This is a genomic window from Pseudomonas sp. IT-P260, assembly GCF_949768395.1.
Classification (GTDB): Bacteria; Pseudomonadota; Gammaproteobacteria; order Pseudomonadales; family Pseudomonadaceae; genus Aquipseudomonas; species Aquipseudomonas parakoreensis.
Genome location: NZ_CATKPO010000022.1, coordinates 210,680 through 236,842 on the forward strand (window position 1 = coordinate 210,680; position 26,163 = coordinate 236,842).

General features: G+C 61.6%; 22 protein-coding genes and 1 riboswitch. Of the genes, 6 read left to right on the forward strand and 16 right to left on the reverse strand.

The genetic code is table 11. From position 1 onward, the window contains the following. Positions 1-151 precede the first annotated feature (151 nt). From ACM6HV_RS11750 to ACM6HV_RS11790, 9 genes are all read right to left on the reverse strand, one after another. Complete coding sequence (locus ACM6HV_RS11750) at positions 152-862, reverse strand: membrane integrity-associated transporter subunit PqiC (protein WP_041065754.1); 711 nt, start codon at positions 860-862, stop codon at positions 152-154. 186 nt (positions 863-1,048) lie between these two features. Beyond that, positions 1,049-3,313: a DNA topoisomerase IV subunit A gene (gene parC, locus ACM6HV_RS11755; RefSeq protein ID WP_003221074.1), complete on the reverse strand. Its 2,265-nt coding sequence runs from the start codon at positions 3,311-3,313 to the stop codon at positions 1,049-1,051. Between the two features lie 7 nt (positions 3,314-3,320). After that, positions 3,321-3,845: a TIGR02281 family clan AA aspartic protease gene (locus ACM6HV_RS11760; protein WP_041065757.1), complete on the reverse strand. Its 525-nt coding sequence runs from the start codon at positions 3,843-3,845 to the stop codon at positions 3,321-3,323. Further along, positions 3,842-4,831 carry an esterase-like activity of phytase family protein gene (locus tag ACM6HV_RS11765; protein ID WP_414904255.1) on the reverse strand — a complete coding sequence of 330 codons (990 nt, stop codon included), beginning with the start codon at positions 4,829-4,831 and terminating at the stop codon, positions 3,842-3,844. Before ACM6HV_RS11765 ends, ACM6HV_RS11760 begins: the two co-directional genes overlap by 4 nt. Next, positions 4,831-6,738 (reverse strand): DNA topoisomerase IV subunit B, encoded by a 1,908-nt coding sequence (gene parE / locus ACM6HV_RS11770; protein ID WP_414904256.1) that lies wholly within the window; start codon positions 6,736-6,738, stop codon positions 4,831-4,833. Before parE ends, ACM6HV_RS11765 begins: the two co-directional genes overlap by 1 nt. Before the next feature lie 42 nt (positions 6,739-6,780). Then, the gene (locus ACM6HV_RS11775; RefSeq protein ID WP_047290961.1) at positions 6,781-7,389 is read right to left on the reverse strand and encodes a YqiA/YcfP family alpha/beta fold hydrolase; all 609 of its coding nucleotides are present in this window, start codon (positions 7,387-7,389) and stop codon (positions 6,781-6,783) included. A 206-nt stretch (positions 7,390-7,595) separates the two neighbouring features. Beyond that, entirely contained in the window at positions 7,596-8,411 is an 816-nt protein-coding gene (gene cpdA, locus ACM6HV_RS11780; RefSeq protein WP_414904257.1) for a 3',5'-cyclic-AMP phosphodiesterase, read from the reverse strand. 99 nt (positions 8,412-8,510) lie between these two features. After that, on the reverse strand, positions 8,511-8,963 hold the full coding sequence (locus ACM6HV_RS11785) for a DUF1249 domain-containing protein (RefSeq protein ID WP_007967395.1): 453 nt from the start codon (positions 8,961-8,963) through the stop codon (positions 8,511-8,513). Further along, the gene (locus ACM6HV_RS11790) at positions 8,954-9,571 is read right to left on the reverse strand and encodes an NUDIX domain-containing protein (RefSeq protein ID WP_041065772.1); all 618 of its coding nucleotides are present in this window, start codon (positions 9,569-9,571) and stop codon (positions 8,954-8,956) included. Before ACM6HV_RS11790 ends, ACM6HV_RS11785 begins: the two co-directional genes overlap by 10 nt. A 230-nt stretch (positions 9,572-9,801) precedes the next feature. On the opposite strand from ACM6HV_RS11790, the gene ACM6HV_RS11795 reads away from it, so the two are divergent. Beyond that, the gene (locus tag ACM6HV_RS11795) at positions 9,802-10,548 is read left to right on the forward strand and encodes an RsiV family protein (protein WP_041065775.1); all 747 of its coding nucleotides are present in this window, start codon (positions 9,802-9,804) and stop codon (positions 10,546-10,548) included. Here the strand turns inward: ACM6HV_RS11795 and cytX are convergent. Together cytX and thiC are read right to left on the reverse strand one after the other, a co-directional pair. After that, the gene (cytX, locus tag ACM6HV_RS11800; protein ID WP_108181499.1) at positions 10,517-11,809 is read right to left on the reverse strand and encodes a putative hydroxymethylpyrimidine transporter CytX; all 1,293 of its coding nucleotides are present in this window, start codon (positions 11,807-11,809) and stop codon (positions 10,517-10,519) included. The two genes, ACM6HV_RS11795 and cytX, sit on opposite strands and share 32 nt — an antisense overlap. Before the next feature lie 219 nt (positions 11,810-12,028). Then, the gene (thiC, locus tag ACM6HV_RS11805) at positions 12,029-13,918 is read right to left on the reverse strand and encodes a phosphomethylpyrimidine synthase ThiC (RefSeq protein WP_041065780.1); all 1,890 of its coding nucleotides are present in this window, start codon (positions 13,916-13,918) and stop codon (positions 12,029-12,031) included. Between the two features lie 146 nt (positions 13,919-14,064). Further along, positions 14,065-14,170: riboswitch (TPP riboswitch) on the reverse strand. Positions 14,171-14,375: 205 nt separating this feature from the next. Between thiC and ACM6HV_RS11810 the strand changes: the two genes are divergently transcribed. Next, positions 14,376-15,809 carry a TolC family outer membrane protein gene (locus tag ACM6HV_RS11810; protein WP_041065783.1) on the forward strand — a complete coding sequence of 478 codons (1,434 nt, stop codon included), beginning with the start codon at positions 14,376-14,378 and terminating at the stop codon, positions 15,807-15,809. A gap of 165 nt (positions 15,810-15,974) precedes the next feature. Here ACM6HV_RS11810 and waaA read toward each other — a convergent pair whose 3' ends face one another. Together waaA and ACM6HV_RS11820 are read right to left on the reverse strand one after the other, a co-directional pair. Then, positions 15,975-17,249 (reverse strand): lipid IV(A) 3-deoxy-D-manno-octulosonic acid transferase, encoded by a 1,275-nt coding sequence (gene waaA / locus ACM6HV_RS11815; protein WP_414904258.1) that lies wholly within the window; start codon positions 17,247-17,249, stop codon positions 15,975-15,977. Positions 17,250-17,260: 11 nt separating this feature from the next. Then, a complete protein-coding gene (locus ACM6HV_RS11820; RefSeq protein ID WP_145596074.1) occupies positions 17,261-18,163 on the reverse strand; it encodes a LysR family transcriptional regulator in 903 nt (300 codons plus the stop codon). A gap of 102 nt (positions 18,164-18,265) precedes the next feature. Here ACM6HV_RS11820 and ACM6HV_RS11825 point away from each other — a divergent pair, with 102 nt between their 5' ends. The 4 genes from ACM6HV_RS11825 (at position 18,266) to ACM6HV_RS11840 (ending at position 21,729) form a co-directional block, all read left to right on the forward strand. After that, positions 18,266-18,598 (forward strand): DMT family transporter, encoded by a 333-nt coding sequence (locus ACM6HV_RS11825; protein ID WP_003221050.1) that lies wholly within the window; start codon positions 18,266-18,268, stop codon positions 18,596-18,598. Between the two features lie 146 nt (positions 18,599-18,744). Beyond that, complete coding sequence (locus ACM6HV_RS11830) at positions 18,745-19,920, forward strand: NAD(P)/FAD-dependent oxidoreductase (protein ID WP_414904259.1); 1,176 nt, start codon at positions 18,745-18,747, stop codon at positions 19,918-19,920. Then, the gene (locus tag ACM6HV_RS11835; protein ID WP_414904260.1) at positions 19,917-20,729 is read left to right on the forward strand and encodes an aldo/keto reductase; all 813 of its coding nucleotides are present in this window, start codon (positions 19,917-19,919) and stop codon (positions 20,727-20,729) included. The genes ACM6HV_RS11830 and ACM6HV_RS11835 overlap by 4 nt, the downstream gene beginning before the upstream one ends. A gap of 31 nt (positions 20,730-20,760) precedes the next feature. Next, positions 20,761-21,729 (forward strand): metal ABC transporter ATPase, encoded by a 969-nt coding sequence (locus ACM6HV_RS11840; RefSeq protein WP_086794230.1) that lies wholly within the window; start codon positions 20,761-20,763, stop codon positions 21,727-21,729. An 85-nt stretch (positions 21,730-21,814) separates the two neighbouring features. Here the strand turns inward: ACM6HV_RS11840 and hldE are convergent, their stop codons facing one another. From hldE to msbA, 3 genes are all read right to left on the reverse strand, one after another. Further along, positions 21,815-23,236 carry a bifunctional D-glycero-beta-D-manno-heptose-7-phosphate kinase/D-glycero-beta-D-manno-heptose 1-phosphate adenylyltransferase HldE gene (hldE, locus tag ACM6HV_RS11845; protein ID WP_414904261.1) on the reverse strand — a complete coding sequence of 474 codons (1,422 nt, stop codon included), beginning with the start codon at positions 23,234-23,236 and terminating at the stop codon, positions 21,815-21,817. Positions 23,237-23,359: 123 nt separating this feature from the next. Continuing rightward, positions 23,360-24,064, reverse strand: coding sequence for a sulfotransferase family 2 domain-containing protein (locus ACM6HV_RS11850; protein WP_145596068.1), 705 nt, complete (start codon positions 24,062-24,064; stop codon positions 23,360-23,362). A 233-nt stretch (positions 24,065-24,297) separates the two neighbouring features. Continuing rightward, positions 24,298-26,100 carry a lipid A export permease/ATP-binding protein MsbA gene (gene msbA, locus ACM6HV_RS11855; RefSeq protein ID WP_041065811.1) on the reverse strand — a complete coding sequence of 601 codons (1,803 nt, stop codon included), beginning with the start codon at positions 26,098-26,100 and terminating at the stop codon, positions 24,298-24,300. Positions 26,101-26,163 lie beyond the last annotated feature (63 nt).

Here is a 26,163-nt window from a genome sequence, read left to right on the forward strand (position 1 = left end):
GATTGGCGTAAATCTCTGTAGGAGCTGCCGCAGGCTGCGATCTTTTGGCGTCTGTCCGGGCCTCTTCGCGCGCACTGACGGCAAAGATCTCCAGCCCCCAGACACAACAAAGCCCGCACAAGGCGGGCTCTGGTTTGACGCTGATTCAGCCTTAGAAGCGGAACACTTCCATATCGGTACGAATCGGCGAGGCCATCGGGATCTTTGGCTGTTTCTCGGCATCCGCTGCCGGCGCGGCCGGTTTTGGCGCCGCTTTGCGCGGTGCTTCGGCCACCGGCGGCTGGTTGGCCAATGGCTTGAGCGCCACCGACAACTGCTCGGCCAGACGCTGCAGCAGAATCCCCTGTGCTTGCACCTGCGAAGCCGTGGTCCCGGCATGCAACTCTTGCAGATGAACGATGCGGTTATCGCGTACCTGCCCACGACGGTCGATCAGACGCCATTGCGCATCGAGGATCGCCGGTTGTTTCTGACCGGAATCCAGTCGCGTGATGGTCAGCAATACCTGCACATCCGGCGTGAAGCCCAACGTCGCGGGTGCCAGCACCACACGCTGGCTGTCCAGATGACCCGCCACCTGTCGCATCAGCAATTGATCGATATCCGACGAAAGGCTGCCCGCCCAGCGACCATCGGTCGAGGCTTGCAGGCTGCCGTCGGGCTGACGCTGCAGCAGGGTTTCTCGTTGCAGGTAATCGGCCACGACGATCGGGCCCAACAAAACCGCCATGCCAGCGCTTTGCGCAGGCTGAACCGGACTTCCGCTGTCCAGTTGATACAGCGACACCGGCTGGTGAACGCTGCAGCCCGCCAGGCCCAAAACGCCAGCGAGCAGGAAAATAAGAGGGCGCAGAGCAGTCATCATCCCGTCCAGGTGGCCGCCACAAGGCTGACCACAGTGAAAATACTCAATAAATATGAAGAACGCTCGGCCACGCCGGCGCTTGGAAAGGCCATATCATCCGTGAATATGCGTTCCGACTCCAGCGCCAAAGCGTCGATCTACGCGTTAAATCGTAGTTCGACGCCTCTAGAGGGGCGTTTTCGCCTAATTGAGGTTTTCGACGAGCAGCGCATCCACCCGCTGAAAGCCCCTCGGGAGTTTATTCCCGCGACGTCCACGCTCACCTTTATAGTGTTCGAGATCGTCGGCCTTCAGCGACAGGGTCCGTTTTCCGGCCTGCAGCACCAAGGTAGCGCCTTCCGGAAGTACGGCGATGTCCGTGACGTATTCTTCGCGACTGGCCACACGCTCACCGGAAATACCGATGATCTTGTTGCCTTTGCCCTTCCCTAATTGTGGCAGATCGCTGATTTTGAAGATCAGCAGGCGACCTTCGGTCGTGACCGAGGCCAGCCAGTTCTGCTCACGATCGGCCACTGGGCGCGGCGCAATGACTTTGGCGTTGTTCGGCAGGCTCAACAGGGCTTTACCGGCCTTGTTTTTGGCTTGCAGGTCTTCACCCTTGACCACAAAACCGTAACCGGCATCGGAGGCGATCACGTACAACGCATCGTCTTCGGGCATCAGCACGCATTCGAATGTGGCGCCGGGCGGCGGAGTCAGACGACCGGTCAACGGCTCCCCCTGGCCTCGAGCCGACGGCAAGGTGTGCGCGGCCACCGAATAACTGCGACCGGTAGAATCGATAAACACCGCAAACTGGTTGGAGCGCCCCGCCGCCGAGGTCTTGAAGCCATCGCCAGCCTTGTACGACAGGCCGGTGGCGTCGATATCGTGGCCCTTGGCCGAGCGGATCCAGCCCTTCTCGGACAGCACGACGGTGACCTTCTCATTCGGCAGCAGATCGTGTTCAGTCAGCGCCTTGGCTTCGGCACGCTCGACGATCGGCGAACGACGATCATCACCGTAGGTTTCAGCGTCTTTCAGCAGCTCGGTACGCACCAGCTTCTTCAGCTTGGCTTCGCTGCCCAGCAAGGCTTGCAGCTTGGCCTGTTCCTTGAGCAGTTCGTCCTGCTCGTCGCGCAGTTTCATCTCTTCCAGGCGCGCCAACTGCCGCAACCGGGTGTCGAGGATGTAGTCGGCCTGGATTTCGCTGAGGGCGAAGCGCTCGATCAGCTTGGCTTTCGGATGCTCCTCGGTGCGGATGATGTGGATCACTTCATCCAGATTGAGGTAAGCGATCAACAAACCGTCCAACAGGTGCAGGCGGCGCTCGACCTTGTCGAGGCGGAATTGCAGGCGACGACGCACGGTCAGTACGCGGAATTCCAGCCATTCGACCAGCAATGCGCGCAGGTTCTTCAACTGCGGCTTGCCGTCCAGACCGATGATGTTGACGTTGACCCGGTAGGTCGACTCCAGCTCGGTACTGGCGAACAGGTGCTGCATCAGCGCTTCGTGATCGACGCGGCTGTTGACCGGAATGATCACGATGCGGCACGGGTTTTCGTGGTCGGATTCGTCACGCAGGTCGGCGATCTGCGGCGCTTTCGACGGCTTGGCCTGCATCAGCGCGGCGATCTGCTCCAGCACCTTGGCCCCGGAGACCTGATGCGGCAGCGCGGTGACGATGATGTCGCCGTCCTCGACGTGGTACACGGCGCGCATGCGCACCGAGCCCTTGCCGGTTTCGTACATTTTCAGCAGGTCGGCACGCGGCGTGATGATTTCCGCTTCGGTCGGATAGTCCGGGCCTTGAATGTGTTCGCAGAGCTGCTCTACCGTGGCTTTCGGCTCATCGAGCAGGCGCACGCAAGCAGTGGCGACTTCGCGCAGGTTGTGCGGCGGCACGTCGGTGGCCATGCCCACGGCGATACCGGTGGTGCCGTTGAGCAGGATGTTCGGCAAACGTGCCGGCAACACCAGTGGTTCCTGCAAGGTGCCGTCGAAGTTCGGCCCCCAGTCGGCCGTGCCCTGGCCCAACTCGCTGAGCAGCACTTCGGAATAGCGCGACAGGCGCGCTTCGGTATAACGCATGGCGGCGAAGGACTTCGGATCGTCCGGTGCACCCCAGTTACCCTGACCGTCGACCAGCGTGTAACGATAGCTGAACGGCTGAGCCATCAGCACCATCGCTTCGTAGCACGCCGAGTCGCCGTGCGGGTGGAACTTGCCGAGCACGTCACCGACGGTACGCGCCGATTTCTTGTGCTTGGAATCGGCGTCCAGCCCCAGCTCGCTCATGGCGTAGACGATACGCCGCTGTACCGGTTTCAGACCGTCGCCGATATGCGGCAGGGCACGGTCCATGATCACGTACATGGAGTAGTTGAGGTAGGCATTTTCGGTGAAGTCAGCCAGCGAGCGGCGTTCTACACCGTCCAGGCTGAGATCAAGGGAGTCGCTCATGCGGGCCTCATCGGTTCGTTGTCTGGCGCAGCAGCATGGTGCCACCGCGCTGGGTGAATTCAAGTTTGTTCAGAGCGCTCATGCCGAGCAGCACCTGATCGCCATGCAGCCCTGGCGCCACCAGTGCGCGGACGTCCCGCAGCACAATGTCGCCCAGCTGCAGGCGCTCGATCTTTGTCCGGTAGCCCTGGCTCAGGCCGTTGGCCGTGCTCAGGGTCACACCGAAACCTTCTTCCAGTTTCAAGCGTTTGGCCAGATCCGCCGGGATCGCCACATCGGTGGCGCCGGTGTCGAGCATGAACTCCACCGGCTCACCGTTGATCTGGCCACTGGCGACGAAATGCCCTTGGGCATTGCCCGCCAGTTTTACTTCGACCACGCCGTCATGCTGCTCGGACGTGACCACCACATTCGGATTCTGCTGACGCTCTTCCCACTGGCCGAAAAACCGTGTGGCCAGAAACAGTCCCGCGCACCAGGCCAGAATCATCAACACCCGGCCGGCGCGTTTGCCCGGCGGTTGCTGACTCACGGTTTGGCGCTCCAACCACCTTCAGGCGCGGCGAAGCGCCAGACGATCGGCCGAACCTCGCCGTCAGCCCGCGGGCCGAAATTATTGTCGACGCCGACCCACGCCCCCTCCGCATCAACGATCAGCGCCTCTTCCAACCCGAAGTTCTGCGAATAACGGCGGTTGGCCTGCAACAGTTCAGCAGCGTACGACCAGCAACGCTCGACCTTGGCGGTCTGCGCATCACGCCGACAAATCTGGAAGGCGTTGCGTTCAAGGGTAAACAATTTGCCGTTGAACAACGAAAGGTCGGAAAAGTCGCGGTCGACCGCTTTGGCGTGCGGGAACTGCGGCGGCTGCATTTCCTTGCCGCCCTCGCTGAGCAGCACGCAACGACCGTCGCAATCCCACACCGTCTGCTGACGCTTGATCAACAGCAAGCCACGGTTTTGCCGTTCGCCGGCCAGCCACATCTGATCGCCCGCCGGGTTGATCGCCAGACCTTCGAAGATCGCATTGAAATGCAGAAGCATGCCACTGGCCCGCGCTTCGCGAACCATCATCGGCGAGATCTTCAGCCAGTTGACCGGGCCGCTGACGGGTACTTGCAGGACCGCCGCGTGCCCCTCGCTGACGATGTAGCGATTGCCAGTGCTGTCGCAACTGATGCCTTCGAAATCCAGGTCGCCACCGCGCACGAACGACGCGGCCCAATTGCGCGAGCGCAATCCCCACGGCAAACCGGTCTCCGGCACTGGCGGCACGTCGATGTGCAAGGCTTCGGCCTGCCAGGCCTGATCGGCGGTATTGAGTCGGTAGATCTGATCGTCATCACGGTCCGACACCGCCCACAACTCGCTGCCACACATGGCCAGCCCCGACAGGTTGCCGCCGCGCATGCCGTCGACCGGGTGTTCGGAGAGCACCCGCAACTCCTGCAGCGGTTCGGCCGACACGCTCGTCGCACTCAGCAGCAAGGCACCCGCCAAGGCCCAGCCAAACCGCATCAGGCCAGCACCTCGGCGAGGTTGCCCTTGGATTCGAGCCAGGTCTTGCGGTCACCGGCGCGTTTCTTCGCCAGCAGCATGTCCATCATTTCCGAGGTTTGGGCAAAATCGTCGCCCAGTGTCAGCTGCACCAGACGCCGGGTGTTCGGGTCCATGGTGGTTTCGCGCAGCTGCGGCGGGTTCATTTCACCCAGGCCTTTGAATCGGGTGACCTGTGGCTTGCCGCGTTTCTTCTCGGCCACCAGACGGTCGAGAATCCCGTCGCGCTCGGCTTCGTCGAGGGCGTAGTAGATTTCCTTGCCGAGGTCGATGCGGTACAGCGGCGGCATCGCCACATAGACGTGACCGGCGTCCACCAGCGGGCGGAAATGCTGGACGAACAACGCGCACAGCAGCGTCGCGATGTGCAGACCGTCGGAGTCGGCGTCGGCGAGGATGCAGATTTTGCCGTAGCGCAGCTGGCTCATGTCCGTGGCGCCCGGATCGACACCGATGGCCACGGCAATGTTGTGCACTTCCTGGCTCGCCAGCACTTCGCTGCCGTCGACTTCCCAGGTGTTGAGGATCTTGCCGCGCAACGGCAGGATCGCCTGGAACTCCTTGTCCCGCGCTTGCTTGGCGGAACCACCGGCGGAATCACCTTCGACCAGGAACAGCTCGGAGCGCATCGGATCCTGACCCGCACAATCAGCCAGTTTGCCCGGCAGCGCAGGGCCTTGGGTGACGCGCTTGCGCTCAACTTTCTTGCTCGCCTTGAGGCGACGACCGGCGTTGTTGATCGCCAGTTCGGCCAGCGCCAGACCGGTTTCCGGATTGGCGTTGAGCCACAGGCTGAAAGCGTCCTTGACCACGCCGGAAACGAACGCCGCCGCTTCACGGGACGACAGACGCTCTTTGGTCTGGCCGGAGAATTGCGGTTCCTGCATCTTCATCGACAGCACGAAAGCGATGCGCTCCCAGACGTCTTCCGGCGCCAGCTTCACGCCGCGTGGCAGCAGGCTGCGGAATTCGCAGAATTCGCGCATCGCATCCAGCAGGCCCTGACGCAAACCGTTGACGTGGGTACCGCCCTGCGCCGTCGGGATCAGGTTGACGTAGCTTTCCTGCACCGCGTCGCCACCTTCCGGCAACCACAGCAGCGCCCAATCGACCGCTTCTTTATTACCGGCGAGGCTGCCGCAGAATGGCTCGTCCGGCAGGCGTTCGAATTCGCTGACCGCGTCTACCAGGTAGGAGCGCAGACCGTCTTCGTAATGCCACTCGACCTTTTCGCCGGTGCCCTTGTCTTCGAAGCTGACCAGCAGGCCCGGGCACAACACCGCCTTGGCTTTGAGCACGTGCTTGAGACGGCTGATGGAAAATTTCGGTGAATCGAAGTATTTCGGATCCGGCGCGAAGTACACGCTGGTGCCGGTGTTGCGCTTGCCAACGGTGCCGACGATTTCCAGCTCGGTGGCCTTGAAGCCATCCTTGAAGGTCATCTGGTATTCGTTGCCGTCACGCTTCACGCGCACCCGGACTTCGGTCGACAAGGCGTTGACCACGGAAATACCCACCCCGTGCAGACCGCCGGAGAACTGGTAGTTCTTGTTGGAAAACTTGCCGCCCGCATGCAGCTTGGTGAGGATCAGCTCGACACCCGACACGCCCTCTTCCGGGTGAATGTCGACCGGCATGCCGCGACCATCGTCGCTGACCTCCAGCGAGTGATCGGCGTGCAGAATGACCTGCACCGATTTGGCGTGGCCGGCCAGGGCTTCGTCGACACTGTTGTCGATGACTTCCTGGGCGAGGTGGTTCGGCCGACTGGTGTCGGTGTACATGCCGGGGCGTTTGCGCACCGGGTCGAGGCCCGAGAGGACTTCGATGGCGTCGGCGTTATAAGAGCTAGCGCTGGGAGTGGCCATAGGGTCTCGTCGTCAGTGATTCAATGAAAAAGGGGCAAGACTTCACAGTGCGGTGAAATCGATTGCCTGATACAAATCGGCGCCAATGCCGGCAAAACTCAACAACGCCGGCAATTGTCCGGCAAACCCTTGGAAGCCATGGTCGCCGCCGGCCTGAATGCGCAAGGCGCAGGCCCGGTAATACTGCTGGGCGAGGCGATAATCCAGTGTTTCATCGCCGGTCTGCAACCACACCTGATAGCGCTGCGCATCCACGGGTGCCGGCACTTCCAGCTCGGCCAGGGCCGTCACATGGTCGTGGGTCAATTCCCAGGTCTCATCGGTATACAGGTTTTTCTGCGTGCCCAGGTAGCCGTCGAACATCCGGTGCGGGCTGACCGCCGGGTTGACCAGCAGGGCTTTCAAGCCGTGGCGCTCAGCCAAGTGAGTCGCATAGTAGCCGCCGAGTGAGCTTCCCACCAGCAACGGCCGGCCCAGCTCGGCAATCGCCTGCTGCAACTGACCGATGGCTTCACGCGGGTGGTGATGCAGCGCCGGGACACGCAATTGCTCGCTCAAACCCAGCCGTTCCATCACCTCGACCAGCTGACAGGCCTTTTTCGAGGCCGGCGCGCTGTTGAAACCGTGGATATAGAGGATCGAACCGGACATTTGAGCTCCCTGAGTGTCGGCGAAAGATAGCGGAGTTTACAGGGAGTCGCGGTGGGATGGGCCATACAAATGATGTGCATGCCCTGCTGCAATGCTGCCCTCCCGGCCCCCGCTACCTCCTGTAGGAGCTGCCGAAGGCTGCGAGCTTTTGATCCTGTTTTTTAAAATCAAAAGATCGCAGCCTTCGGCAGCTCCTACAGGGAGTGTCAGTAACCGTTGGAGCCGTAATCGACGGTGAATTCGAAGTCGGTAACGCGCTCGACACCGGTTTCCAGCCGCCCGTCCGGCAGCAGCCGCAACCAGCGATAGCCCGGCGCCTGTTCGCCGACCTTGAAGTCGTGACTGCCCGGTTCGAACTGGATGCAGGTCGACGGTGAGGCCATCAGCCGTACGCCGTTGCGTTCGCGATCGATCTCCTGATGCACATGCCCCCACAGCACCGCGCGCGCCTGTGGAAAACGATCCAGCACGTCGAAGAATGCTTCGGGATTACGCAAGCCGATCGGCTCTGCCCAGGCACAACCCACCGGCACCGGATGATGATGGAAACACACCAGATGATGGCGCTCCGGCGCTTCGCTCAACGAACGGGCCAGCAGTTGCAGCTGATCGTCCTGCAGATAACCCGGCACCGAGCCCGGCACCGCCGAATCGAGCAAGGTCACGCGCCAGTTACCGACATCGACCACCGATTCCAGCAACGCACTTTGCACCGCGGCCTGAGCCATGATTTGCGGCTCATCGTGATTGCCGGGAATCCAGCGCGCCGGCGCATCGATCTGCGCGGTCATCTGGCGAAACAGTTGATACGACTCAAGTGTTCCGTCCTGTGACAAATCCCCCGTGGCCAGCATCAGGTCAATCCGCGGCTGCTGCTTGAGTACCTGCTCAATGACCTTTTGCAGACTCTCGCGGGTGTTCATGCCCAGCAGCGTGCCGTCCGCCTCGGCGAACAGGTGACTGTCGGATAACTGCACCAGCAACGCCGGATCGGCGGTGGTCAATGTGGATACGCTCGGCAAGGCGTTCTCCCAGGGCAAGAGCACGGAATCGGTTGAGTGCCGCAATTATGCTGGGGGATGGCGCAAAGGGGAAACCGGCGAACCGGACGCAGTTCACAACTAGCGTACGACTTCGTACTCGTGCCCCAGGGCCAGGCAATGGCTCAGCCATTCCCCCAGGAACAGATTGAGCTGGGCCTTTTCATCCGGCTGATGCATCGCGGCGTTCGGGTAAGGATAGATGCCGCGAAAGCGTCGTGCATGTTCGGCGCTGATCACCTCGGCCATACGCGCATCGTGATAGACCTGCACCTCCAGTTGCGGCACCGGCAACCACGGCAGACTGTGCTCCTGGCGCACCTGCAAAGTGGTGGTGTACGGGCAGGTCTGCAGCACTTCGAGGGCCAGCACGCCGAGCATCTGCTCGCCCTGAGTCACGGCGATGCGCCGCGCTTCGGGGTCGTTGCGCATGTCCGGCACCAGTCGCATCAGGCGCGCGTAGTTGGCCTCGCAGGCGGCTTGCAGGCCCGCAAGGTCAACTCGATAACGATCGCGCAGCTTGTTTACGACCATAACCCCCTCACTTCGGCGCGGTTCAGCGCCAGCCATTGCAAGGCGATGATGCTCGCCGCATTGGCAATGCGTCCGTCACGGACGGCCTGCAAGGCATCTTCAAAGGCCCAGACCGTAACGCGGATATCTTCTGCTTCTTCCTCCAGCCCGTGCAGGCCGCCTACGCCGTCGGTGCTGCAGTGCCCCAGGTACAAATGCACGAATTCGTTGCTGCCGCCCGGCGACGGAAAATATTTGGTCATCGGCCACAGGGCCTTGATGTCCAGTCCAGCTTCCTCCTGTGCCTCGCGGTGAGCAACTTCTTCCGGCACTTCAACTTTGTCGATCAGACCGGCGACCAGCTCAACCAGCCACGGGTTGTCGGTCTTGCCCATGGCCCCGACGCGAAACTGCTCGAGCAGCACCACTTCGTCACGCTGCGGATCATACGGCAGCAGGCACACGGCATCGTGGCGCACGAAGACTTCGCGGTTGATCTCGCGGCTCATGCCGCCGGCGAACAGCTCATGGCGCAGGTGCAAACGGTCGAGCTTGTAGAAGCCCTCGTAGCAGCGCTCGCGCTTTACGACGTCGACGTTGGCCGGAGTGGCGTTGGCAAAATCTGTCATGAGCATCCTCTCTTACTGCAAATCCCGATACGAGGTGCCTTGTGGTGACCGGCAACCTCGACTTCGCGCCATCCTAACGCGCCGGTGATGATTGATGCAGCCCCTTTACCGTCAGCGGGATGGACGGTGGCGGCGAAACCCACTCTAATTAGCTTAGTGGCGAACTGACTGCCTCGGCGAGAGTCGAAGCGGATAACTTTTTGCCTTCCCCTGTTTCAGAAAGGACGCCCATGTCGCTTTTCAAAATTGCCTCCGTGGCCGCCATCGCCCTGACCCTGGGTGCCTGCGCCAACCTGTTCCAGCCCAACTACCGCACGCCGCTGGAAACCACCCGCGACGCCTCGGAAACCCTGAAACCCGGCTGTTCCAACCCTGATTGTCCGCTGGTGAATATCGATACCGTGCACTTCGCGGCCGAGCCTGCACTGGACGGCATTATCGAAAAGCGCCTGCTGCAAATGACCCGCACCGAGCAGAACGCAGCGGTAGCGCCAACCCTGGCGGCCTATCGTGATCAATTCCTGCGCACCGCCGGCCCGCGCAACAGCAGCTATCTGCAGGCCAAGGTACGCGAGCAGCATGACGGCTTGGTGATCATCGAACTGTCGAGCTACCTCGACACCGGCGGCGCCCATGGCACCCCGGGGCGCGGCTTCATCAACTACTCGCGTCAGCAGCACAAGGTGCTGAACCTGTCGGACATGTTGCTGCCGGGTCAGGAAGACGCGTTCTGGAAGGCTGCGCAGGTGGCGCACAACAGTTGGCTGATCAGCACCAAGCTCGATCAGGAAGCGGATTTCGTGAAGAGCTGGCCGTTCGTGAAAACCCCGAACGTGGCGCTGACCTACGGTGGCGTGATCCTCAAGTACGACGTGAGCACCATCGCGCCTTACGCGCTGGGCCACGTCGAACTGAAGATTCCTTACCCGCGTCTGAACGGCATCCTCAAACCCGAGCTGTTTCCCGGCCGTAACTGAAAGCCCGGCCCAGCACCAGTTGCAACAGCCCTGCCAGCACCAGTGCCGGCAGGGTCGCGCCGACATCCGGATACAGATTCGCCAGCAAGTGGTAGGTGCTGATCCCGCCCAGCCACGCCAACAGCGCCGGCCAGCGCAATGCGGCTGACGCCACGTGGGCGCTGCGCTTGCGCAGAATGAAGTGATCCACCAGCACCACGCCGAACAGCGGCGCGAACACCGAGCCGATCAGCAACAGGAAGTTCTGGTACTGCGCCAAGGGCGCCAGCAGTGCAATCAGAGTGCAGATCACGCCGATGGCCAAGGCCAGATGCTCGACCTTCAAACGCAACAGAATCCCGCTGGAAACCGCTGCCGAATGAATGTCGGCGAAAGCGTTTTCCGACTCATCCAGCAGAATCAGCAACAGCGGAATGCCGAGACCGGCCCCGGCCAGTGCCAGCAGCAACGCATTGACCTCACCGCTTGGCGCAAACGCCAGGGTGTAGGCCACGCCGAGGCTCATCAACCAGAAGTTGCCGACGAAGAAACCGATCGCCGTGCCGCCGAATACGTTTTTCGCGCGCTTGCCGAAACGCGAGTAATCGGCGATCAGCGGCAGCCACGACAGCGGCATCGCGATGGCAATATCGAAGCCCACGGCAAACGGCATCGAACCGTCCCCGGCCCGCGCCCAGAGTGCCGCCAGATCCGCCTTGGCGAACAGATTCCAGGTCAGCCAGATGCACGCGGCGAGGATCAGCCAGATGCCCCACTTGCGCAGGATCTTGCGCACGAACGTCAGCGGCCCGCTGACCGCGAGCAGGGTCGCCAGCGCACCGAAGCACAAGGTCCAGAGCATCGGACTGGCCCACAGCGAACCCTCGCTGAACGCGCGAGTACCGAGCAGGCTGGCGGCGTCACGCATGACGATGATTTCGAACGAGCCCCAACCGATCAGTTGCAGCAGGTTGAGCAGCGCCGGCAGGCTTGCGCCTTTGCTACCGAGGCTCAGTTTCAGTGCGGCCATCGATGACAGGCCGGTGTCGCTGCCGATCACGCCGACGGCGGCCAGCAGCAACACGCCAACCAGCGTGCCAAGGAAGATCGCCAGCAGCGAGCCGGAGAGGCCCAGACCAGGCGCAAGCAAGGCGCCGGTCTGCAATACCATCAAGCCGATGCCGAGGGAGAACCACAGGGAAAACAGATCGCGACCGCCGAATACTCGCTTGTCGGCGGATACGGCGAGGTCGGGGGAATAAGTGCCGGGTTGAATGCTCAAGGTGTTATCTCAGAGGGACATTTGTTGTTGTGTGTGATCGCACACCATTCCTGTGGCGAGGGAGCTTGCTCCCGCCGGTCTGCGCAGCAGACCCAAAACCGGCCAACGCGTTCTTTCAATCAGAACGCGTTGGCCGGATTTACGACTGCTTCGCAGCCGGGCGGGAGCAAGCTCCCTCGCCACAGAGGCTCCGGTCATCCCAGAGCCTTTCAGGTCAGATCAAACCTTCTTGTACAGCTGACTGCCTTCCTTCTTGAACCGCTCGGCCTGTTCCGCCAGGCCTTGGGCGACGTCCACGTCGACCGCGTCGATCCGCTGGTTGGCCGCGTATTCGCGGACTTCCTGAGTGATCTTCATCGAGCAGAACTTCGGCCCGCACATCGAACAGAAATGCGCGACCTTGGCCGAGTCCTTCGGCAGGGTTTCGTCGTGATACGAACGCGCGGTGTCCGGGTCCAGACCGAGGTTGAACTGGTCTTCCCAACGGAATTCGAAACGCGCCTTGCTCAAGGCGTTGTCACGAATCTGCGCGCCCGGGTGTCCTTTGGCCAAGTCCGCTGCGTGGGCGGCGATCTTGTAGGTGATGATCCCGGTCTTCACGTCATCCTTGTTCGGCAGGCCCAAGTGCTCCTTCGGTGTCACGTAGCAGAGCATCGCGCAACCGAACCAGCCGATCATTGCCGCACCGATACCCGAGGTGATGTGGTCGTAACCCGGGGCGATGTCGGTGGTCAGCGGGCCGAGGGTGTAGAACGGCGCCTCGTCGCAGCACTCCAGCTGCTTGTCCATGTTTTCTTTGATCAACTGCATCGGCACGTGACCCGGGCCTTCGATCATGCATTGCACGTCATGTTTCCAGGCGATCTTGGTCAGCTCGCCGAGGGTTTCCAGTTCGCCGAATTGCGCTTCGTCGTTGGCGTCGGCAATCGAGCCCGGACGCAGGCCATCGCCCAGCGAGAAGCTGACGTCGTAGGCCTTCATGATTTCGCAGATTTCGTCGAAGTGGGTGTAGAGGAAGTTCTCTTTGTGGTGCGCCAGGCACCACTTGGCCATGATCGAACCACCACGGGACACGATGCCGGTCACGCGCTTGGCGGTCAGCGGCACGTAGCGCAACAGCACGCCGGCGTGGATGGTGAAGTAGTCGACGCCCTGCTCGGCCTGCTCGATCAGCGTGTCGCGGAACAGCTCCCAGGTCAGGTCTTCAGCGACGCCGTTGACCTTCTCCAGCGCCTGATAGATCGGCACGGTACCGATCGGCACCGGCGAGTTGCGAATGATCCACTCGCGGGTTTCGTGAATGTGTTTGCCGGTGGACAGGTCCATCACGGTGTCCGAACCCCAGCGAATGCCCCAGGTCAGTTTCGCCACTTCTTCTTCGATGGACGAACCCAGGGCGCTGTTGCCGATGTTGCCGTTGATCTTCACCAGGAAGTTGCGGCCGATGATCATCGGTTCCAGTTCGACGTGGTTGATGTTGGCCGGAATGATCGCGCGGCCGCGGGCGATTTCTTCGCGGACGAACTCAGGGGTGATTTCTTTCGGGATGCTCGCGCCGAAGCTGTGGCCGGCGTGTTGCTGAGTCAACAGGCCGGCAGCACGGGCCTCTTGCAGCTTCATGTTTTCGCGGATGGCGACGTATTCCATCTCGGCGGTGATGATGCCTTTGCGCGCGTAGTGCATCTGGCTGACGTTGGCCCCGGCCTTCGCGCGGCGCGGGTTGTTGACGTGGGCAAAACGCAGTTTGGTCAGCTCCGGATCGGCCAGGCGCTCCTGACCAAAGTTGGAGCTCAGGCCTGGCAGACGCTCGGTGTCGCCACGGTCGTCGATCCACGCCGAACGCACGTCGCCCAGACCTTTGCGCACGTCGATCACCACGTTCGGATCGGTGTACGGGCCCGAGGTGTCGTAGACGGTGACCGGCGCGTTGATTTCGCCGCCGAAGTCGGTCGGCGTCACATCGAGGGTGATTTCGCGCATCGGCACGCGGATGTCCGGGCGCGAGCCCTGAACGTAGACTTTTTGCGAACGGGTGAACGGCTGAACCGACTGCTCATCGACCTTGGCCGAGTCACTCAAGTTGATCGCGTTTTTAGATTTTGTAGTCATCACGGGCTCTCCAGACAGCATCCAGGCAGTGGATTGTCGGAGCAGAACCTGAAAGGCACGGACGCACCAGGACTGGTGCTGTGCATCGTCGTCGAGCGTTCGATTGTCGAACAATTTCCCGGACGAAGCACAAGAGGACTCGCCGGGTGACGAGAAATCTTGTTCCCTACGCAGGCGCTAACCTGATCAGGTTCAACGGGATCCGAAATTATTCGATCTCAGCCTCATAGCAAGGCACCCCGACAAGAACCCGGCCAGTCTAGACACAACCGGCAAAGAACGCCAACACCGCGGCAAACACCATGATGAATGGCGCAATTACCGGGACTTGCAGGATTGTTGCCGCACGTTTGCACAACTACACTCGCTTTGCCCTGCGCACCTTGACGCTGTCGGGGCCGCGCCGTAGCCTTGGCGCGCACATTATTTTCGTAATATTTTTGCTAGGGATCGCCTCATGCTGCGCAAACTTTCACTGGCTCTTGCCGTGTCTTGTGCGTCCAACGCAATGGCCTGGGCAGCAGAAGCGCCCTTGTCGACCAAGACCGATCTGGTCAGCGTCTATCAGGAAGCCGTCGACAACAACGCCGATCTGGCCGCCGCCCGCGCCCAGTACGGCGCGCAGAAAGAAGTGGTGCCACAGGCCCGTGCCGGCTTGCTGCCGAACCTGTCCGGCGGCGCCGAAGTGGCGGATGTGCGCACCTCGATCGACCAGCCTTCAGCCATTGCCAATCGCAGCGCACACTCCTATCAGGCGACCCTGGCCCAGCCCTTGTTCCGTGCCGACCGCTGGTTCCAGTACCAGGCCGCCAAGGACGTCAACGAACAGGCCGCCCTGCAACTCTCGGCCAGCGAACAGAACCTGATCCTGCAATCAGCCGAAAGCTACTTCAACGTGCTGCGCAGTCAGGACAACCTGGCTTCGACCAAGGCAGAAGAAGCCGCGTTCAAGCGTCAGCTCGACCAGTCCAACGAGCGCTTCGATGTCGGCCTGTCGGACAAGACCGACGTCCTGCAATCACAAGCCAGCTACGACACCGCGCGTGCCAACCGGATCGTTGCCCAGCGTCAGGTCGACGATGCCTTCGAAGCGCTGATCACCCTGACCAACCGTCAGTACAACTCGATTCAGGGCATCGTCCATACGTTGCCGATCCTGCCGCCGACACCCAACGACGCCAAGGCCTGGGTCGACACCGCCGCCAAACAGAACCTCAATCTGCTGGCGAGCAACTTTGCGGTCAGCTCCGCCGAACAGACCCTCAAGCAGCGCAAGGCCGGCCACTTGCCGACCCTCGACGCCGTGGCCAAATACGAAAAGGGTGACAACGACGCCCTCGGCTTCGCCAACCCTAACGCCTTCGGCACGCCGTACGGTGGCAACGTCGATCAACGCACGCTGGCGTTGCAACTGAACATTCCGATCTACAGCGGCGGGCTGACCAGTTCGCAAGTGCGCCAGTCCTATGCGCAACTGGATCAGAGCGAACAGCAGCGCGAAGCCCTGCGCCGGCAGATCGTCGAAAACACCCGCAACCTGCACCGCGCGGTGAACACCGATGTCGAGCAGGTACAGGCGCGGCGCCAGTCGATCATTTCCAACCAGAGCGCGGTGGAAGCCACGGAAATCGGTTATCAGGTGGGGACGCGCAACATCGTCGACGTGCTCGATGCTCAGCGTCAGCTGTACACCTCGGTGCGCAACTACAACAACACCCGTTACGACTACATCCTCGACAACCTGCGCTTGAAGCAGGCGGCGGGGACGTTGAATCCCGGTGATCTGGAAGACCTGCGACGTTATTTGAAGGCCGACTACAACCCGGACAAGGACTTCCTCCCGCCGGATCTGGCCAAGGCCGCCGAAGCACAGCTCAAGGCGCGGCCGTAAACAATCTGAATAAATCCCCTGTGGCGAGGGGATTTATCCCCGATTCGACTGCGCAGCAGTCGTAAACCCGGCTTACCCGATCTGACTGAATCACCGAGGTGAATGGTTTGGGGCTGCTGCGCAACCCATCGGGGATAAATCCCCTCGCCACAATGTTCCAGGCGACTATTTGATCAACCGGCCCAGCCCATCCAGCAGCCGCTGCAACGCTCCCTGATTACGCCGCATCACTGCCAGCCCGGCCTCGGCCATGCGCTGGGCATCGCGCGGCAATTCGAACAGGCGCTGCACTTCCACCGCCAGCCCTTCGGCATCATCCACTTCAGCCAATGCCCCGGCTTCACGCAATTGCGCGGCGATGTCGAGAAAGTTGAACAGGTGCGGGCCGCTGAGCACTGGTTTTGCCAGCGCCGCTGGCTCCAGCAGATTGTGTCCACCGTTCGGCACCAGACTGCCGCCAACGAAGGCGCTGTCCGCCAACGCGTAAAGAAACAGCAATTCGCCCATGGTGTCGCCGAGCAGCACCGCGGTGTTTGCCTCGACATTCGCACCGGTGGAACGACGCACCGTGGCAAAGCCTTCGCGCTGGCACAACTCGAACACCGAATTGAAACGCTCGGGATGACGCGGCACCAGAATCAGCAGCGCATTCGGGTAGTTCGCCAGCAGGCGACGATGGGCGTCGAGCACCACTTCGTCTTCGCCTTCGTGGGTGCTGGCGGCGATCCACACCGGGCGTTCCAGCGCCTGCCATTGGCCGCGCAACTCATGGGCGCGCTGCAGCAGTTGCGGGTCGATGGTCAGGTCGAACTTGATCGAACCGGTGACCTCGACCGTCTGCGGACGCGCGCCGAGATCTCGGAAGCGCTGGGCTTCAGCCTCGGTCTGCACCGCGAAAAAACTCATTTCAGCGAGCATCGGCGCGGTCAGCTTGCTGAAGCGCCCATAGCCCCGCGCCGAGCGCTCGGACAGACGACCGTTGGCCAACGCCACCGGAATCCCGCGTTTGGCACACTGATGAATGTGGTTGGGCCACAGTTCGGTTTCCATGATCACCGCGAGTTTCGGTTTGGCGTGATCAAGAAAACGCGCCGCTGCGCACGGCAAGTCGTATGGCAGATAGCAATGCTGGATGCGCGGCTCGTTGGCGAACAGCGCCTGTATCCGCTCCGATCCGGTCGGGGTCATGCAGGTCACGGTGATCGGCAGCTGTGGATAACGTTGCAGCAAGGCGCGAATCATCGGTGCAGCAGCGATGCTCTCTCCCACCGATACCGCATGCACCCAGATGCCTCCGGGTCGCAGTGACGGCATGCCATAAGAGAAGCGCTCGCCAATCCGTTTGGCATACGCCGGAGCCTTGCGCGAGCGCAGCCACAGCCGAATCGCCACCAATGGCAGCCCCAGGTAAAACAGCGCGGTGTAGAGAGTTCTATTCATGGCGGCGGAGTTTATCGACTTTTGTCGCCGATCGCCCGCAAGTGCACGGCAAAACGTTCCGCCAGCCAGCGCGCCGCAGGTCCAAGGGGTTCGTCGCGGCGCCAGACCAGTTCCACCACCAGCGCCGGCGGCGTCCATTCACAGTCCAGCTCAACCATCAGGCCCTGATAGGCCGAATACTGCACCACATGCCGGGGCAGCCACGCCCAGCCAAGATCCCGCACCAGCCATTCGGCCATCACATAGAAACTGTCGGCACGCCATACCTGCGGGCTGGCCGGTTCGTTGCCGGGATAGACGCTGGTTTGTGTCGACATCAGCAATTGCCGATGCTGCGCCAGCTGCTGACAGGTGACGTAGGACTGCGTCGCCAACGGATGATTGATGCCGCAGACGGTGACCATTTCCACCCGCCCCAAGACCCGACGCTCCAGCGCTTCGGGGATTTCATCGTGATAGAACAGCAGGCCCAGATCGGCCCGGCGCTCGACCAGTTTGCGCGCCACTTCGCCCTGAGCGGCGCTGGTCAGTTGCACTTCGAGGCTGGGAAATTGCCCGGCCAGCGCATCGAAGCTTTCCACCAGTGCCTGATAAGGCATGGCCTCGTCCTGGGCCACGCGCAACTGCGCCTCCTGACCGCGCATCATCGCCATCGCCCGACCGTTCAGACGCTCACATTGACGCAACACTTCTCGCGCCTCTTCGAGCAGCGCCTCGCCGGCTTCGGTGAGTCGGGGCTGGCGACCACTGCTACGCTCGAACAGGCTGACGCCCAGATCATCTTCCAGCAGGGCAATCGCGCTGCTGATCGCTGACTGCGCCTTGCGCTGCTGGCGTGCTACGGCGGAGAACGAGCGCTGTTCGGCGACGCTGACGAAGGCGCGCAGTTGTTCCAGATTCCACTGGGTATTCATCGGTCGACCCATCTTCAAAACAGATAGGTAATGACTTTACCGCATCTGGCGAATCACTAGAATGCCGCCTCAGCAAGCAACGTTTTACATGAGGATCTACACATGAACGCCTACGCCTTCCTGGCTATCGCCATCTGCGCCGAAGTGATTGCCACCGTTTCGATGAAAGCGGTCAAAGGCTTGAGCACTCCGCTGCCGCTGATCCTGGTGATCGTCGGCTACGGGATCGCCTTCTGGATGCTGACCCTCGTTGTCCGCACCGTGCCGGTGGGCGTCGCCTACGCCGTGTGGGCGGGTATGGGCATCGTCATGGTCAGCGTCGCGGCGCTGTTCATTTATGGACAAAAGCTGGACGTGCCAGCGATGCTCGGGATGGCGCTGATCGTGCTCGGCGTGGTGGTCATCCAGTTGTTCTCCAAGACCGCAGGGCATTGAAGAAAAAGATCGCAGCCTTCGGCAGCTCCTACAGGGATATGCATTTCAATGTAGGAGCTGCCGAAGGCTGCGATCTTTTTTCGCCTCTGAGCTCCGATCCCCGAGTCTGTATACTGCGCCCTCGTCTTGAACACTGAGGTCGTTGCATGCCATCCGTTATTTCCACCGACGTTCTGATTGTCGGCGCTGGTGTCGCCGGCCTCTGGCTGAACGCGCGTCTGCGCCGCCAGGGTTTTTCGACCGTGCTGGTGGAAAGCGCCAGCCTCGGCGGCGGGCAGAGTGTGAAGTCCCAGGGCATCATCCACGGCGGCGCCAAGTACGCGCTGCACGGTGCACTGACCGGCGCCTCGGAAGCCATCGCCGACATGCCGCGCCGCTGGCGTGAGGCGCTGGCCGGCAACGGCGAGCTGGACCTGTCCGGCGTGCGCGTGCTGTCCGAAGCGCATTACCTGTGGTCGCCCGGCACCCTCGCCGGCAACCTCACCAGTTTCTTCGCCAGTAAAGCCGTGCGTGGCCGAGTCGATCAGGTCAAGGGCGATCAACTGCCGCCGGCGCTGCAAGACAAGCGCTTCAAGGGCAAGGTCTATCGCCTCGCCGAGTTGGTGGTCGACGTGCCGAGCCTGATCCAGCGTCTGGCCGATCTGGCCGGTGACGGTCTGCTCGCCGGACAAACCATCGAGCCGCTGCTGGAGGCGGGCGTGCTGGTCGGCCTGAAGGTCGACGGCCGCGAGATTCGTGCCCAGCGCATCGTGCTCAGCGCAGGGGCCGGCACCGCGCAATTGCTGGAACATCTGGGCCTGACCCAACCAGCGATGCAACGCCGACCGCTGCACATGATCATCGCCAAAGGCCCAAGCCTGAAGCCGTTGTACGCCCATTGCCTGGGTGGCGGCACCAAGCCGCGCATCACCGTCACGACTCACCCGGCCGCTGATGGCAACTGGGTCTGGTACCTGGGCGGCGACATTGCCGAAAGCGATGGTGTGGCCCGCGAGCCTGCCGAACAGATCGCCACCGCGCAGAAAGAACTCGGCCAATTGCTGCCGTGGATCGACCTGAGCCAGGTGCAATGGGCGACCTTGCGGGTGGATCGCGCCGAACCGCTGCAAACCGGCCTGACCCGCCCGGACAACGCTTTCCTTGCCGAGCAGGGTCGCCTGCTTGTGGGCTGGCCGACCAAACTGGCGCTGGCACCGGACTTTGCCGACCGGGTCATCGCCTCACTGGAGCGCGACGGCATTCAGCCACAACCGACCGAACCACTGCCGACATTGCCAAAACCACCAATGGGCGTACCGGCCTGGGAGCAATTGTTGCCATGAGCGTAGCGACCCTGCACGAACTGCATCGCCCGCTGGGCAGCACCGGCCTGCTGGTGTCCCCGCTGGGCCTGGGCACAGTCAAACTGGGCCGCGACCAAGGCGTGAAATACCCCAACGGTTTCCAGATCCCCGACGATGACGCGGCACGCATGCTGCTCAATCAGGCCAAAGGTTTGGGCATCAACCTGATCGACACTGCCCCGGCTTATGGCCGCAGCGAAGAACGCCTCGGCCCGTTGCTGCGCGGCCAGCGACAGGACTGGGTGATCGTCAGCAAGGTCGGTGAAGAGTTTGCCGACGGCCTGTCGCGCCATGACTTCAGTGCGGCGCATACACGGATGTCGGTCGAGCGCAGCCTGCAACGTCTTGAAACCGATTTTATCGACCTGGTGCTGGTGCACTCCGACGGCAACGATCTGGCGATCCTTGAGCATGAAGAGGTCTACGCCACCCTTGCCGCACTCAAGGCCGAGGGCAAGATTCGCGGGTTCGGTTTCTCCGGCAAAACCGTCGAAGGCGGGCTCAAGGCGCTGGAGCAAGGGGACTGCGCGATGGTCACCTACAATCTGAACGAACAGCACGAGAAGGCAGTCATTGACTATGCTGCTGCCCACGGCAAAGCCATTCTGGTGAAGAAGGCCCTGGCCAGCGGCCATGTGTGCCTGAGCCCCGGCGTGGATCCGGTGCGCGCCAGCTTCGAGTTGTTGTTCCAGCAGCCCGGCGTGGCCAGTGCTATTGTCGGGACGATCAATCCGCTGCACCTCGCCCATAACGTTGCGACCGTTGCCCAGGTCCTTCGTGGTCACTGACGCCGCCCCGCGGCCTTAAGCAGGAGCCGACATGCCGCGTACGCTCATCAGAAAGAACCCGAGCAACTTCAAGACACTGCCGCTGTTCGTCGAGGCCACGCCCGAGGGTCTGACCTATCAGAGCGTCGGCATGCCGCTGAATTTCGCCCAGACCTTGCAGCGGCGCAAACCGGTGAGCGTGGCGGATGCCGAGCGCTTCGCGGTGGAACTGGCCAACCTCGGAGTCTCGGTGCGCCTGACCCTGCATTGGCAGAATCGCGACTACTGGGTGCTGGTGCGCCAGCGTCGGCAGGATCGCGGCGACGTGGTGCTCAAGCTGATTTCCGGTTACGTGCCAGCCCATGAGCTGAACATCCCGCTGCACACCGCGATTCAAGAGATTGCCGAAGAGTGCCTGCTGGAAACCCCGGAGGGCTGGCTCGGCGGGCGATTCAACGACACGTGGCTGCCCGCGCCCTACTCGTCCGCCCTGCATTATCGCGAAGCGCTGCCGTTTCGCCTGACGCCGTTGTCCGGCTCGGCGCGGCCGGTGCGCTGCGCCAATCTGCAATTGCTCGAACGGCCCCGGGCCTATGTGCATTTGCCCACCGCGTCGCTGCAACTGATCTACGACCTGCGCCTGGAAGTACCAAAAGAAGCCAAATCGCTGAGCCTGTTTCATGTCGATGAGCGGCTGGAGGGTGATCAACTGGTGGCGCGCCTGGACCGCAAGCGTCCGGATCTGTACCTGATGCCGTTGCAGGATGGTGAGCCGCTGGCCGAGCTGTACACCTTGAAGAAAGGTCAGCTGTCTCCGGCCGGCACGCGCGGTCTGTATCTGGCCGAAAGTTTTGCCAGACAGGATGGCTGGCTGGTGCGCGAGGAGCGGATTCGCTGGAAGGACTGGCTGCGCCAGCAAGGCCTGACGCCGCCGGAGAAACCCACGGGCCTGGCGCGGTTGCGCGGCAAGGCGAAGCAACTGCTGAAGAAGATCGTACCGCGCAAGAAAGTCAGTTCCTGAAACGCAAAAGATCGCCGCTTGCGGCACCTCCTACAATGGAATGCATTTCCCTGTAGGAGCTGCCGCAGGCTGCGATCTTTTGGCTTTATTGACCGCGAATTTTCTCCACGATCGCCGTGGTCGAGCTGTTTTCCACCAGCCCCAGCACTTTCACCGTGCCGCCGTACGCTTTGACGATGTCGGCGCCGACCACCTGGTCGATACCGTAATCACCACCCTTGACCAACACATCCGGCTTGACCTCGCGCAGCAGGTTTTCCGGGGTGCATTCCGGGAAGCTGATCACCCAGTCCACCGCGCCGAGGCCGGCGAGGACCGCCATGCGGCGGTCGACACTGTTGATCGGACGACCCGGCCCTTTCAGGCGGCTGACCGAGGCGTCATCGTTGATCGCCACGATCAGACGGTCGCCCTGGGCGCGCGCCTGCTCAAGGTAGGTCACGTGCCCGGCGTGCAGAATGTCAAAGCAGCCATTGGTGAAGACGATGCGCTCGTTATGCGCGCGAGCATCGGCCACTGCCAGTACCAGTTGCTCCAGCCCCAGCACACCGCGTTCCGAACCTTCTTCACGCTGGATCGCGCGACGCAGTTCCGGAGCGCTGATTGCTGCAGTACCGAGCTTGCCGACCACAATACCGGCGGCCAGGTTGGCCAGTGCCACCGCGTGCGGCAGTTCTTCACCGGCAGCAATTGCCGCCGCGAGGGTGGAAATCACCGTGTCACCGGCACCGGTCACATCGAACACTTCACGGGCACGGGCCGGCAGGTGCAACGCCGGATGCTCCGGACGCAGCAGGGTCATGCCGTGTTCGCCACGGGTGACCAGCAGCGCGCCGAGTTCGAGATCGTGCATCAGGGCGGCGCCCTTGCTCACCAGCTCGTGCTCATCGGCGCAACCACCGACGATGGCTTCGAATTCGCTGAGGTTCGGCGTGATCAGACTGGCGCCACGGTAGATCGAAAAATCCTTGCCCTTGGGATCGGCCAGCACCGGAATGCCTTTGGCCCGGGCCGCCTGAATCAAAGCCTGATGGTTTTTCAATGCACCTTTGCCGTAGTCCGACAGCACCAGCACCTTGATCCCTTCGAGCAGATCATCGACCTGCGAGGCCAGGGCCAGCGCATCGGTGGCAAACGGTTCTTCGAAGTCGATACGCAGCAATTGCTGGTGCCGGCTCATGACCCGCAGTTTGACGATGGTCGGCTGATGCGCGATGCGCTGGAACAGGGCACGCACGCCCGCGCCCTTGAGACTGTTGCTCAGGCTGTCGGCGGCTTCGTCATCACCGGTCACACCGACCAGCGACGCCGGCGCACCGAGCGCGGCAATGTTCAAGGCAACGTTGGCAGCACCGCCCGGACGGTCTTCGATTTGCTCGACTTTTACGACCGGAACCGGTGCCTCAGGGGAAATCCGTGAGGTTCCACCATGCCAGTAACGGTCGAGCATGACATCGCCGACCACCAAGACTGGGGCTTGATCGAATCGCGGCATGGACAACTTCATGGAGCAACCCACATACAAAATGAACAGGGGCGCGATATTAACACAGGGATGGCAAAGGCTCGCGCAGCGGCTGCAACAGGATGAAACAGAACGCTTTTGCGCTTGTTTTCTGTATGCCGCCGATCACTCGTAACCCAGCAAATCGTAATCGCGCTGGTAGATCCGCCGCACCAGCCTGCGCGTGCGTATTGTGCAGAATTCCCGGGCCGGCACGGCTCGACGCTGTTGCGAGCGATTGACGTGCGGCAGATTCACCGTTTGTCCAAGGTGTTCACACACCAGACTGAAATCACGCTGCAGATGCTCCTGATAACCGACGAAATCCAGCCCGAGACGCCCCAGCGAGTCAGTCAGGAAATCGGTTTGTGGCGCGAAGTGCAATTGCCGCGAGATCGTTTCGGGGTGCAGCCAGCGGGCGACAAAATCGTCGAAGTCGCGATAATGCCTGACCAGTTGCTGGGCGGCGTGATCACGCTCGCTCAACGCATTGCCACGCAAAAAGGCGTAGGCCGAATAGGCGCGCTCCAGCGGGTCGCGGACAAAGGCGAACTTGAAGGCGTTGGCGAACTGCTCGGGGAATTGCTCTTCGTACCAGTACAACGGCAAGTGCCCGGGACGCCAGCCGTCGAACAACGCCGTGCAAACGCTGCTGCCGGCACATTTCGGGACATGGATGAACAGGCAGGAGCGCTGCTGGAAGGGCTGGGGAAACGTCAGGTTGGCCGACATCGACTTGTTCACCACCTGCCGATCGACCACCGACAGGCGCCCGAGCAGAAAGGCTCGCTGCGGCTTGGGCAGCAGTTTCCAGAGATAGCGTTGCAACATGAAAGCACCCGCGCGACGGGGATGGCCCCCTCGATAAAAGTCAGAGTTCAGTGAGGAACCTTAACAAGCGCGGTGTCCGGATTTATTCCGGTTTGGTCAAGAAGAGTAAAGGTCTGGATACAAACGACTGTGGGAGCGAGCCTGCTCGCGATAGCGGGTGAACATGCGACACGGACGTCGTCTGTTGCAGTGCTTTCGCGAGCAGGCTCGCTCCCACAGGGCAGGGCCTGGAATCAGGCGATATCTTCGGCCGGCGCATCCAGGCCCATGGCGTTGAGGCGCGCGTAGTAACCATTTTGCGCCAGCAACTGATCATGGGTACCACGCTCGACAATCCGCCCCTGATCCATGACCAGAATCAGATCGGCCTTCTCGATGGTCGACAGACGGTGGGCGATCACCAGTGTGGTGCGACCCTTCATCACCTGATCCAGCGCGGCCTGAATATGCCGTTCGGATTCGGTGTCAAGCGCCGAGGTGGCCTCGTCGAGAATCAGCAGCGGCGCGTTCTTGAGCAGCGCGCGGGCAATTGCCAGACGCTGGCGCTGGCCACCGGAAAGCAAGACGCCGTTCTCGCCGACCTGGGTGTCCAGGCCTTGCGGCAGTTGCGAAATGAAATCCATCGCGTAGGCATCACGCGCGGCTTTCTCGATGTCTTCGCGTGGCGCACCGGCCAGATCGCCATAAGCGATGTTATTGGCCACGGTGTCGCTGAACAGGGTGACGTGCTGGGTCACCTGGGCGATATGACGGCGCAGATTGAGCAGCTTGTATTGCTCGATTTCCACATCGTCGATCAGGATTTCGCCCTTGTCGTGGTGATAGAAGCGTGGAATCAGGTTGGCCAGCGTTGACTTGCCGCTGCCGGAGCGGCCGACCAGCGCGACCATCTGTCCCGGCTGGACCGAGAAGCTGATGTCGTCGAGCACCTGACGCTCGGTGCCCGGGTAGGTGAAGCTCAGGTTGCGCACGTCCAGGCGACCGCTCACCGAATCGCGTTCGACCGTACCGGTATCGACTTCCGGCTCGACGTCCAGTTGTTCGAAAATGCTCTCGGCACCGGCCACGCCTTTCTGGATGGTCGAGCTGACTTCGGACAATTGACGGATCGGCTTGGGCAGCAGACCTGCCAGGGTGATGTAGGCGACCATGTCACCGGCCGAGGCGTCACCGCGCAGGAACAGCACGAGGAACATCAGCACCGCCATGGCGGTGTAGATCACCAGTTGCAGCATCGGCGTGTAGATCGCGCCGGTACGGGTCATGCGCAGTTGCTTGTCGGTGTTGCTCTGGCTGGCGTTGAGGAAGCGTTGCTCTTCGTAAGCCTCGCCACCGAAGCTGCGCACCACGCGATAACCCTGGATGGTTTCCGAGGCCACATGCGTGACATCACCCATCGCCAGCTGGATCTTCTTGCTCTGCTTGCGGAATTTCTTGCTCGCGGTGCGCACCATCACGGCGATCAGCGGCAGGATCGCGACCATCACCAGCGTCAGCTTCCAGTTCATGAACAGCAGCGAGGCAAACAGGAAGATCACCGTCATGCCTTCACGGATTACGACCTTGATCGCATCTGTTGCCGCCCCCGTGACCATGGTCACGTTGAAGGTGATACGCGAAATTAGATGACCGGAGTTATGCTTGTCGAAATAGCGGTTGGGCAGCACCAACAGGTTGTTGAACAGCTGCACACGCAAGTCATGCACCAGCCCAAGGGAAACCTTGGCCAGGAAATAGTTGCCCAGATAGGAACCCAACCCCTGCCACGCGGCGATCAGAATGATCAGCAGCGGTACGGCCTGCAGCAGTTGCAGGTCACGCAGGTAAGGCACGGAGGGAAACAGCACCGCTTCAGGATTGGACAGGCCATCGACAAAGTACTTGAGGATGTAGCCGAGCATCGGCTGCGTCGAGGCGAAAATCAGAAAGCCGACGATGCTAATCAGGAACAGACTGATGTACGGCCGGACGTAGCCGAGCAGGCGGAAGTAGATTTTCAAGCTCGAAGGGCTTGCGGCGGGACTGGAGTCGGTCATATCACGCGAAAGTCGATAAAAAGGACGCTGACTTTAGCACAGCTTCTTCAGGGTTCTGGCAAT